Here is a 12,034-nt window from a genome sequence, read left to right as displayed (position 1 = left end):
TTCCTTGTAGGGACGCCACGCTGGCGTCCGAATGAAAAAAGACTTTGTCAATAATCTGTGCGGACATTTCATCCGCTTTTCTCATTTATAAGCGGTGATTTCTTGGCAATGTTTTGCAAATCCGCTATACTCTCGCACCTGAGTTGGTTAGACAATCGCTGGTTTATTGAAGCCCTCAAATTCGTTTCGGCGTAAACTAGGGGACAAGTGAACGAGAGGAAAGTCCGAGCTACACAGGGCAGAGTGCCAGATAACGTCTGGGAGGCGTGAGCCTACGACAAGTGCAACAGAGAGCAGACCGCCAGTTTCGGCTGGTAAGGGTGAAAGGGTGCGGTAAGAGCGCACCGCGTAACTGGCAACAGTTTACGGCAAGGTAAACTCCACTCGTAGCAAGACCAAATAGGAATCCAACGAGTTGCCCGCTTGGGATTCGGGTAGGTTGCTTGAGCGTATATGCGAATATACGCCTAGAGGAATGATTGTCCACGACAGAACTCGGCTTATCGACCAACTCACCTAATTTTTTGAGAAGCGAGCAGAACTTTCTGCTCGCTTTTTTGTATATAACTTATCTAGTGTTATAAATGGGCTGCTATTTAATGAATAAATTTATTATCGGACTACTTTTTAGCTTATTCAGCATTTCTACTCTCGCACACCCCCACTCTTTTTTAGATATGAAAAACAAGGTCTTGATTAAAGGAGATAAATTAACAGGTTTTGAAATGAGCTGGATATTAGATGAAATTACCTCTGCTGAACTTATCTACGAAGTTAAGTCAGCCGAAGATCAGAAAGCTGCTCTGAATAAAATTACCGAAGAACTCAATATTTCAGCGATTCAATCTCACTATTTTAGTGAACTTTATACCGAGAACAATGAGCCGATCAAATTTAAAGCTAAACCCGTAAACCCTCGTGCTGAAATTAAAGATAATCGCTTAGTTTACCATTTTGAATTGGCTCTAGCACAACCTCAAACCGTAAAAGGAAAATCATTTAAACTCTTTACCTTTGAGCCAAGCTATTATCTCTATATGGGGTATGAAAAAGCGAGTGATGTTACCGCCACAGAACAGCATTTATGCCAAGTATCAATGGTAGAACCGACAGTAAATCAATCGCTTAGACTTTATGCCTCTAAATTGGATAAAACCGAAACACCAGATATGCCATCAGATCGGAGTTTATCTCTTGGGGCACAATTTGCTCAAAAAGTGAGTATCGTATGCCAATAAAAATACAACATTGGGTGTGGATAGCAGTGGCTTTATCCCTGATTTTTGCAATTTACTTTATATACCCTTATCTACTTTGGGAAGTGGTAGAGTTGCAGAAAGTATTTAATCTTGAATTATCTAATGCATTAAAAACAATTCATCAAGCTCCACAACAAGCGGGGTTGAGTTTAATGCTAATTAGTTTTTTATACGGCATCTTTCACGCTGTTGGCCCTGGACACGGTAAATTTATTTTAACCAGTTATCTCTCATTAGAAAAAACTAAGCTCCCACAAACTCTGCGAATTACTCTACTCTCTGCTCTTGTACAAGGTTTAGTCGCTGTCGCATTGGTTACTATTTTGGTGGTTATCTTTACCCTTTCTCGTAGCTATTTTAATGTTACGTTAAAATGGGTTGAGCGAGGTAGCTTTCTGTTGATGATCTTATTTGGTAGCTATTGGTTGTGGCAAAGCCTACGCCCTATGTTGCAAAAAAATCAACCTAAAAGACCGCTTATCATTCGTAAAATTCAGCCTTTATCTTCCTCTAATTTACGTTTAGTGCCTATACATCAGCATTCTGAAAACTGTGGTTGCGGACATAAACATCTCCCTTCAGCTAAAGAAATAGACAATATTCAAGATTGGAAATCAATGTGGCTTGTGGTATTGAGTATTGGGCTACGCCCTTGCTCTGGTGCAATTCTAGTGCTTTTCTTAGCCTACACCTTAGACTTATATCTTTGGGGCGTTGCCTCTGCAATGATGATGGCTGTCGGTACTGCCCTAACCCTTAGCTGTTTTGCTTGTTTAGTGCTATTTGCTCGAAATAAAGCGATACAAACAAGCCATTGGTATCTGTCAGTACAGCAGAGTAAGCGGTTAGTTCTTGCCTTAAAATTACTAATGGGATTACTGCTTATTGGGTTAGGTGTAATGCTCTTTCACAGTAGTTTTATTGAAACAAGTACTATCTTATTTAAAAGGTAATTGTAAATTATGCTAGAAAGCCATTTTTTAGCTGTTAAAAATTAACCATAAAGAGTAAAATTACGACCATTTAGTATGTTAATAAAAAATTTATAAAAGGAGAGTCTATAATGAAAAATCTAATTTTGCGCATAACCCAAAATGGCAAAATTTCTCATCAAACCTTACCCACCGATCAAGTAACTGTTCTCAAAGCACAACCAAATACATATTACGAAGTTTTGGGAGAAAATGGTCTTCCTTTAAATCCTGTGGAACAGGGCGAAAATTGGCAATGGCTACAAGCAGACGGACAAAACCCTGCTTTAGTTGTTGAGAATTATACTCCACCTTCAATTAACGAAGCTACAAACAGTAATAGTATTAATAGCTTATCTGAAGCAACTACGACTAAATCAGCAACAACACTTGCGACAGAAGTAAGTGTAAGTAAAGTCGCTTTACTTGGCGGTTTAGGAGCATTAGGTGTAGGAGGGATTGCACTTGGTTTATCCAAAGGCGGAAAAAGTAACGATGGTGCGAGTAATAATCAACCGTCTTCTTCAAGAAATAATACGCTGGAACATTTAGATACCACAAGAAAAACTGAAAATAATCTAAAAGAAAATAAAAACAACGAAGCAGGAAAAAGTGCTGAACAGCCTTCTACTACATCTGACAAATTTGAAACACGCTCTGTGGAAAATAGTACAGGTGAAGAAAGTAAAACATCTTCTGTATCTAATGAAACTAAAAGTAACATCACAGAAGGCGGTACTGATGTAGCTACTCGGACTTCTACTGCATTTAGAAAATTTGAAACACGCTCTGTGGAAAATAATGCCGATGAAGAAAGTAAAACGTCTTCTGTGTCTAGTGAAGCCGAAAATAACGCCACAGCCACAGAAGGTAGTGCTGATGTAGTTGCTCAACCTTCTGCTGAGTCCGAAAAAATGGAAACAACGTCTGCGGAAAACAGTATCAGTGAAGAAGCTAGCCCATCTTCTATAACTAGTGAAACCGAAAGTAATACGACAGAAAGTGATGTTGATATAGCTGTTCAGCCATCTATTGACTCTGAAAAAACAGATGATAGCACTACTACAAATAAAGTAGATGAAACTACTCAAATAGAGTCTGAAACAGAAAATGTTCAAGGCAATGTTTTAAATGAAGTAATACAACCTGCCCCAATTATTAGCTTTAATAAAATTACCGAAGATAACATTATCAATAGAGCGGAGTCTATTACTAAAATTGAAGTTTCAGGTACAGTTCAAAATGCTAGAAATGGTGATACGTTAGTGTTACAGATTGGTGAGGCAAAATATCCAACAACTATCGAAAATGGACAATTCAATACTCCTGTAAGCGGACTCGCTTTAGCGAATCACCGAAGTATTAGTGCAACTATTCAAGATGCTAAAGGTAATCTGACTGATTATCAACAAAGCCATAGCTATAAAGTCCAAACTCTACTACCTACACCTAGTTTGGATCTTGATGATATTACTGGTGATAATGTTATTAATAAAGCAGAAGCCGCAGGTAAAATCACGATTACAGGTATAGCTCAAAATATTGCAGATAATACAGAGATTATTGTTGCTTGTGGTTGTCCTATGTGTGCTTCACAAAAAGAACTCACCACAACCGTCAAAAATGGAAAATTCAGTGTCGAATTTGATGGTAGTGATTTAGTTGCCGATGGTCACCATATTATTACCGCTCGAGTAACAGTGACAGATGAAGCTGGTAACGTGGCTGAAAGTACAGATATGCAATCCTATTCTTTAGCTTTGGTTGATCCAACAGCTACTCTCGTTTGGGACAGTATCACAAGTGATAATATCATTAACAAAGAAGAATCAGCACGCAATATTACCCTTTCAGGTCAAATCCAACATTTGAAAGAAGGCGAGAAAGCAACTGTGAGCATTTATATTGGCTCGGAAATGCTAACAGCTGATGTAGCGAATAATCGTTTTAGTATTGATGTAGCTGCAACTAAACTTGCAAGTAATCCAAAATTAGAGGCTATTTTACAAGTTAGTGATAAAGCAGGAAATCAGAGTGAATTTCGTGTACCACACAATTATCGCTACGATGCTGAAATTAAAGCACCTACTATTATTATTGATCCAATCAATCAAGATAAGGTTTTAAACCAACAGAAAAGTTTAGAACAAATTAAGATTACAGGTAGCTTACAATTTGAAGATGATGTAGCTCCAGCTTATACCAAAGTTAATGTAATACTCAATGGCAAAACTCATTCTGCTGCGCTAAGTGGTAAACATTGGGAAGCGACCATTGCAGGTAGCGAACTTGCTACTCATCAAGGGCAAAATACAATTACTGTACAAGCTGAAATCCGAGATGCTGCTGGTAATATAGCTAATGGTAGTGCTAGCAAAACTTATGAAGTTGATACTGTATTACCAACAGCGACAATTAGCTTAAACGATATTGATAATATAACAAATGAAGGTACTACTACTATTTCAGGCAAAGTAACGGGTGAATTTAAAAAAGGTGACACCTTAACCATTACAGCCAATGGCAAAGACCATAAAACCCAAGTTAATGAAAGTGGTGACTTTTCCCTTAATGTTGAAAATAATTCACTTATCACTGAAGGAAATCATCAAGTTTCAGCAAGCATTACTTTGCGTGATACTGCAGGTAATGAATTTACAGCAACCAGTAAACCAGTTTCTTATAACCTAGCTCCTGTATCAACGTCTGAACCAGAGCCAACCATATCAGAAACAGCTCCAGAATCAACATCTGAAAACAGTGAGGTTTCATCAACAGAAGAAAATTCATCGACCACTGAAGAAAGCATAACACCTACTGCTGAAACAACGCAAACTTCATCAACTGAAGATACGTCACCTAAAGCAGTAGAAACAACAACGGAAACGGAAACAGAAATAGCAACGGAAACGCCAGTGGAAGTTGCTAAACCTATTGAAAATCCTCCATCGCAACCTAAAGCCAGCATTCAGTTTGAGCATATTGAGATTAATGGTGAGGTAAATAGCCAATCTGATAATGCTCCTGAAGGTTATACTATAGCGAGTGGGAAAGTTAATCTGCCAGGTGATTTTGCATTAGGGCAAAATACTCGTTTGTTGAAAAAGATTACCATAAAAATCGGTGATAAATCGTATGAAGCTAAATACAACCCTGACGATACTACATTCAAAGTATTGATTGATAATAAGGATCTTCCATCCTTACAAGGGAAATCCATTAGCTATGAATTAGATACTGGAACAATTATAGACACATTGTATTATTTGGTTAAACGAGATGGCAATACATATAGTGTTGGTACCGCAGATGTTCCAAAACTAGATTCTAGCTATTTAATACATAATTCTAATAGTCCTCTAGCTAGCAGCACGTTTAAGGATCAAGGTACGATGATCTCATCAGCTGAAAAACTAAACCAAAATGGGGGAACAATTAAAGGTATAGTAGATGGTGCTGCGAAAATTGGAGATACGGTGGTTTTAAAAGTAGGTAAGCACACATTTGAAACTGAAGTTAAATTATCTGGCAATAATTTAATTTTCGAACAGAAAATTGATTCTGTTCTGATGACCAAACAAGAACGAGTAGAAGCCCTCCTGAAAAGTGGAGATAAAGTATTAGCAAGCACTGATTATCTGTATTCACTTGCTCCTGAAACAGTAAGTTCAGATTTTGTGACTGCTCATAAGCACGAAAGAGAGAATATGGATAGCCGACCGTATTTTCTCAATGCAATCATGTATGAACATTATTCTTTAGCACATACAAGTTTAGCTCCATTTGATGCAACCAAAACAGGGATTATCAAATATAATTTTATAGATTCAACGGTACCTAGTTTTGTGTCATTTGACAACGTAGATAAAAATGCTATACGACGAGGTCTAGATGAAATTAGTAAAGTTGCAAATGTTAGATTTGAAGAAACACAAAATAGAGAAGAAGGTATTGATTATTTAATGTCTAATTATATGCGAGGAAATGCTGGCTTAGCTTGGTTTAATAGTAGTGTTATCTTTAAAAAAGGTTTACTAGGAAGTAATAGCTTACGCCTTGTTACTCATGAAACTCTACATTCTTTGGGTTTACAACATCCATTTGAAGGTAAACTACAACTACCTAAAGTTGAGGAAAATCATTTAAGCAGTGTAATGAGCTATACTCAGGGACCTGGACCATCTAGAGGAATGGCTATCTATGATTTGGCATTTCTGCATTATCGCTTTGGCGTAAATCCTGAACAACGCAAAGGTAATGATACTTATCGTTTCAAACCAATAAATATTAATAAAGCCGAACCAGACCTTGACGTATACATTTGGGACGGTGGTGGCGTGGATACCTTTGATGCATCAGACCAAAAACAAGCGGTTAATGTAAATTTAACTCCAGGTTCTTGGATCTATTCAGGAAAAAAAACAGCCAACTTCTTAATCGACTCCGAAAATGGAGGAGGATTCAAAGTGGTTGATCCGTATGAATATTTTAATAAGTCTAAAGATGAGATTACAATTCAAGGTGGTCAAAATATTCTAGTTGCAAACGATGGTAATGGTGGCTATAACCAAGGCCAAGCCTTTATCGGTTACGGTACCCAAATTGAAAAACTCATTGGTTCAGACTATGGCGATACCTTAACAGGTAATAAAGCCGATAATGTAATTTGGGGCGGAAAAGGCAACGATACAATTAATGGCGGAGAAGGAAATGACTACCTAGACGGTGGTTTAGGCGAAGATAAACTATCGGGTGGATTAGGTAACGATATATTTGTTGTTGATAATGCTAAAGACACCGTAATAGAACTTACCGACCAAGGAACTGATACTGTTCATAGTTACATAAACTATACGCTCCCCGATAATGTAGAAAATCTACATCTATATGGTGCAGCTAAAGAGGCAACAGGTAATGATTTAAATAATGAAATAAAAGGTAATGCAGCTGATAACGTATTAAAAGGCGGTAAAGGTGTAGATACGCTCACAGGTAATGCAGGAAAAGACACTTTCGTATTCAGTGATCTACTTTCTGTAGATAGCGTAACTGATTTTACTCTTGGTGAAGATAAAATTGGACTATCCAAAGACATTTTTACCAACGTACAAAAAGATAGCGTATTACAGCACATCAAATATGAGCAAGCTACAGGGTATTTATCTTACCAGAAAACGGATAATGTACGTGTTCATTTTGCGACAATTAAAGCTGGCTTAACGTTAGATGAAGCAAGTTTTGTTCTAATTTAGTAACACTTCATATCTAAAAACAATAGGGCTTACGCTCTACCTATGATGGTAACAGAGCAAAGCCCTATAATTTTTTCCCCTATTTTTGAAAGATATCATAAATCGTTTTAATTACTCGCATAAAAAAACTTTTCAAATGCCATAAAAAGATTAAAATGCCGCCTTCTTTTTCTTAACTTATAGAAGGTCTTTAATTTATGGATAGCATTGTTGCAATCTTTGAAAATACATTAAAGTGGATCGTTGAGAATATTGATGGTCCACTTTGGGATATTACCGTTCTAACACTTTTAGGTACGGGTTTATTTTTCACTATTTCTACGGGGTTAGTGCAACTACGTTTACTTCCACAAAGTTTGCGTGAAATGTGGTTTGGACGAGCATCAAGTGGCGATTCTTTAACTCCCTTCCAAGCTTTTGCCACAGGTTTAGCAAGTCGTGTTGGGGTTGGTAACATCGGTGGTGTTGCAACTGCTATCGCATTAGGTGGACCTGGTGCTGTATTTTGGATGTGGATCACCGCTTTAATTGGTATGAGTAGTGCCTTTGCGGAATCTTCTCTCGCACAAGTATATAAAGTTCGTGATCCAAATGGAATGTTCCGTGGTGGGCCTTCTTACTATATTTCTCGTGGTTTAAAAGCACCTTGGTTGGCTGTTGCTTTTGCAATCACTTTAATCTTCACTTTTGGCTTTGCATTTAATGCTGTACAAGCTAATTCTATTGTTGAAGCGACAAAAAATGCGTGGGAATGGGACGCAAATTACGTTGGTATTGTCTTAGTAATCGTTACCGCAGCGATTATCTTTGGTGGCGTAAAACGTATCGGTCAAGTTTCTGCACGAGTTGTGCCGATGATGGCGTTATTCTATCTAATTATGGCAGTTATCATTCTTGGAATGAATATTGAAAAAGTCCCAGCAGTATTATCTAACATCGTTAGCAGTGCTTTTGATTTCTCAGCAATGGCAGGCGGTATGTTTGGTGCTTTATTCTCTAAAGCAATGTTAATGGGTATTAAACGTGGTCTATTTTCAAATGAAGCAGGTATGGGTTCTGCACCAAACTCGGCTGCAACATCTGATGCAAAACACCCAGCAAGCCAAGGCTTAATTCAAATGTTAGGAGTTTTTGTTGATACTATCGTTGTATGTACTTGTACTGCGATCATTATTTTAATGTCAAATGATTACGGTAGCGAAACATTGCGTGGCGTATCACTAACGCAAAAAGCACTTGAATTCCACGTTGGTGAATTTGGTTTACACTTCCTTGCCTTTATTTTATTACTCTTCTGCTACACTTCAATTATCGGTAACTACGCTTATGCAGAAAGCAATATTCGCTATATTCGTAATAAACCAGGTTTTGTATTAGCATTCCGTCTATTAGTATTATTCTTTGTGTACTTTGGTGCAGTAAGAGATGGTGGAATTGTTTGGGCATTTGCAGATACGGTAATGGCATCAATGGCAATGATTAACTTAATTGCAATCGTATTGCTTGCCCCGATTGTATGGCTTGTCTTAAAAGACTACCAAAAACAGATTAAAGCGGGTAAAGAACCTGTCTTTAACATTGAAGACCATCCTGAGTTAATCAAGCGTGGTGTAGATCCAACGATTTGGAAACAAAACTAAGGTAATATAAAAGTATATACTTATAAAATACCCCCAAGTATTGAAATACTTGGGGGTATTTACATTATATAGATATTTATTTCAATCCTGCTGCTTCTCTTAATTCAGCCGCTTTATCTGTTTTTTCCCAAGGGAAATGCTCGCGACCGAAGTGTCCATAGGCTGCGGTTTCACGATAAATTGGACGAATTAAATCAAGCATTTGGATTAAACCATAAGGGCGTAAATCAAAGAATTGACGAACTAATTTTACCAATACTTCATTGCTGACTTTACCTGTTCCAAAAGTTTCTACCATTATTGATGTTGGCTCTGCAATACCGATAGCATAAGAGAGTTGGATTTCACAACGATCTGCTAAACCTGCTGCTACAATATTTTTAGCCACATAACGAGCAGCATAAGCCGCCGAACGATCCACTTTTGATGGATCTTTACCTGAGAATGCACCGCCTCCGTGACGAGCTGCACCGCCGTAAGTATCCACAATAATTTTACGTCCTGTTAAACCACAGTCCCCCATTGGTCCACCAATTACAAAGCGACCTGTTGGGTTAATAAAGTATTTTGTATCTTGGCTTAACCATTCGCTTGGCAATACTGGTTTAATAATTTCTTCCATCACTCCTTCAAACACGTCTTTTTGTGAAACGTGTTCTGCGTGCTGCGTAGATAGAACAACAGCGTCAATCCCTTTGATTTTGTTATCTTCGTAAATAAAGGTTAATTGGCTTTTTGCATCTGGGCGTAACCAATCTAATTTACCACTTTTACGCACTTTTGCTTGTTGTTCCATTAAGCGATGAGCATAAGTAATCGGGGCTGGCATTAGCACATCTGTTTCGTTAGTTGCGTAACCAAACATAATACCTTGGTCGCCTGCACCTTGCTCTAGTGGGCTTGCACGATCAACACCTTGGTTAATATCTGGTGATTGTTTCCCAATAGCGTTTAATACCGCACAAGAGTGAGCATCAAAACCCATATCGGAATGAGTATAACCAATATCACAGATTACTTGGCGAGTTAAATTTTCAATATCAACCCACGCAGATGTAGTAATTTCACCACCAACGAGAGCCATACCTGTTTTTACATACGTTTCACAAGCAACACGCGCTTTTGGATCTTGTTTTAAAATTTCATCTAAAACCGCATCTGAAATTTGATCTGCGATTTTATCTGGGTGTCCTTCTGAGACCGATTCTGATGTAAATAAATTGATAGCCATTTTTTATCCTATTTAAATTTAACCATTTTTATAAACAAGCGGTCAGATTTCAGCATTTTTTGCAAAACATTGAGACTATCTGACCGCTTGCACCAAATTTTTTAGATGTTTTTCCGTCTAGACGTCTATAATATATTTTTTAGAAATGAATGACAAATAGTTTTTCTCATCAAATTCCGTTTAGCGATTTAGAATATTGGCGTTATAGGGTAAAATCTCACACAAATTATTATTTCAAAGGTTTTTTATGTCTAAAGGTAAAATTGGACTATTTTCACTCACCGCTCTAGTATTAAGCTCAATGATCGGCTCTGGTATTTTTAGCCTACCGCAAAATATGGCAGAAGTTGCGGGAGCAGAAGCATTATTGATCGGCTGGCTCATCACTGGGGTGGGAATTATTTTTCTCGGACTTTCTTTCTTCTTTCTCTCTCGGCTTAAACCTGAGTTAGATGGTGGAGTTTATACCTATGCTCGTGAAGGTTTTGGTGATTTAGTCGGTAGCCTTGCGGCTTGGGGGTATTGGCTCTGTACAGCTATCGGCAGCGTTGGTTATTTAGTCGTTGCTTTTGAAGGTATTGGTACTTTTGTTGATACGCCTAGTTTATCACTATTCGGCAAAGGGAATACCGTAGCGGCTATTTTAGGAGCATCTACTATTGTTTGGCTTGTCCATTTGCTGATTGCTCGGGGCATTAAAGAAGCTGCATCGGTTAATTTAATTGCGACCATTGTAAAAACGTTACCACTCTTTTTATTCATTGGCTTAACAATTTGGTACTTCTCCCCTACTCAATTTGCTCACGATTTTGATGGTGCAAGTTTACAACAACCCTTATTAGAACAAGTAAAAGGCACAATGCTGATTACACTTTGGGTTTTTGTCGGTGTAGAAGGAGCATCAATCCTATCAGCACACGCTAAGAAAAAGAGTGATGTTGGGTTAGCCACTTTATTAGGTATCTTAATCACACTAGTACTCTACGTTGCTATCACAGTATTTTCATTAGGGATTTTACCAAGAGAAGTCATTGCCCAAATGCCAAATCCATCTATGGCGGGGATCTTAGAGCATTTAATTGGTGCAAGCGGTAAGATCATCATTACATTTTGCTTAATTATTTCTGTGTTAGCGTCTTATATGAGCTGGACAATGTTTTCATCAGAAATTCCTTACCAAGCAGCAAAAAGCCATAACTTCCCACAAGCATTGAATAAAACCAATCAAAATGGCACACCTATTGGAGGACTATGGCTTACCAATATTACCATTCAAATTAGTTTGCTATTGGTGCTATTCACAGGCAAGGGATATAACGCTTTGATCCAAATATCAACGGCGATGATTTTAGTTCCTTATTTCTTGGTAAGTGCTTATCTCTTTAAAACAGCCATAAAGCAATCTGCTGCTTGGTATATTAAATTAACAGGGTTAATTTCTTCACTTTATGCCTTATGGATTGTTTATGCTGCAGGTTTAGACTATTTACTTCTCTCTGTACTACTGTATATGCCAGGAATAGCGGTATTTCTCTACTCTCGCTATCAGCATCATCAAAGTAAAGTATTTACACTTAACCGCTACGAAAAAGTCTTATTATGTGCGATCAGCTTACTGTTTATCGTGTCTGTCTATTACAGTGTTACCAATATGAATTGGTCATAAAAAAACGGATTGATA

General features: G+C 37.8%; 6 protein-coding genes and 1 other RNA gene. 6 read left to right on the top strand and 1 reads right to left on the bottom strand.

What is annotated here, in order from left to right; genetic code table 11:
- Positions 1–139 precede the first annotated feature (139 nt).
- The 5 genes from rnpB (at position 140) to A1D25_RS05505 (ending at position 9,122) form a co-directional block, all read left to right on the top strand.
- Positions 140–519, top strand: an RNA gene (gene rnpB / locus A1D25_RS05525) — RNase P RNA component class A.
- An 80-nt stretch (positions 520–599) separates the two neighbouring features.
- A complete protein-coding gene (locus A1D25_RS05520) occupies positions 600–1,238 on the top strand; it encodes a DUF1007 family protein (RefSeq protein WP_162853272.1) in 639 nt (212 codons plus the stop codon).
- On the top strand, positions 1,229–2,212 hold the full coding sequence (locus tag A1D25_RS05515) for a nickel/cobalt transporter (RefSeq protein ID WP_157394697.1): 984 nt from the start codon (positions 1,229–1,231) through the stop codon (positions 2,210–2,212). The genes A1D25_RS05520 and A1D25_RS05515 overlap by 10 nt, the downstream gene beginning before the upstream one ends.
- Before the next feature lie 110 nt (positions 2,213–2,322).
- On the top strand, positions 2,323–7,482 hold the full coding sequence (locus A1D25_RS05510) for a hypothetical protein (protein WP_157394696.1): 5,160 nt from the start codon (positions 2,323–2,325) through the stop codon (positions 7,480–7,482).
- A gap of 197 nt (positions 7,483–7,679) precedes the next feature.
- Positions 7,680–9,122 (top strand): alanine/glycine:cation symporter family protein, encoded by a 1,443-nt coding sequence (locus tag A1D25_RS05505; protein WP_157394695.1) that lies wholly within the window; start codon positions 7,680–7,682, stop codon positions 9,120–9,122.
- 76 nt (positions 9,123–9,198) lie between these two features.
- Here the strand turns inward: A1D25_RS05505 and metK are convergent, their stop codons facing one another.
- A complete protein-coding gene (gene metK, locus A1D25_RS05500; protein ID WP_157394694.1) occupies positions 9,199–10,353 on the bottom strand; it encodes a methionine adenosyltransferase in 1,155 nt (384 codons plus the stop codon).
- A 247-nt stretch (positions 10,354–10,600) separates the two neighbouring features.
- Between metK and A1D25_RS05495 the strand changes: the two genes are divergently transcribed.
- On the top strand, positions 10,601–12,019 hold the full coding sequence (locus A1D25_RS05495; RefSeq protein WP_157394693.1) for a basic amino acid/polyamine antiporter: 1,419 nt from the start codon (positions 10,601–10,603) through the stop codon (positions 12,017–12,019).
- The last annotated feature ends 15 nt before the right edge of the window (positions 12,020–12,034 follow it).

The sequence above is a fragment of the Ursidibacter arcticus genome (genome assembly GCF_009761375.1).
Classification (GTDB): domain Bacteria; phylum Pseudomonadota; class Gammaproteobacteria; order Enterobacterales; family Pasteurellaceae; genus Ursidibacter; species Ursidibacter arcticus.
Note: the sequence above shows the minus strand (reverse complement) of the source record. Positions and strands in the feature narration are given on the sequence as shown.

Bases quoted from the DNA above. Each gene is read 5' to 3' on its own strand.
- A1D25_RS05520 (WP_162853272.1), top strand. From the start codon at position 600: ATGAATAAATTTATTATCGGACTACTTTTTAGCTTATTCAGCATTTCT.
- A1D25_RS05515 (WP_157394697.1), top strand. From the start codon at position 1,229: ATGCCAATAAAAATACAACATTGGGTGTGGATAGCAGTGGCTTTATCC.
- A1D25_RS05510 (WP_157394696.1), top strand. From the start codon at position 2,323: ATGAAAAATCTAATTTTGCGCATAACCCAAAATGGCAAAATTTCTCAT.
- A1D25_RS05505 (WP_157394695.1), top strand. From the start codon at position 7,680: ATGGATAGCATTGTTGCAATCTTTGAAAATACATTAAAGTGGATCGTT.
- metK (WP_157394694.1), bottom strand. From the start codon at position 10,353: ATGGCTATCAATTTATTTACATCAGAATCGGTCTCAGAAGGACACCCA.
- A1D25_RS05495 (WP_157394693.1), top strand. From the start codon at position 10,601: ATGTCTAAAGGTAAAATTGGACTATTTTCACTCACCGCTCTAGTATTA.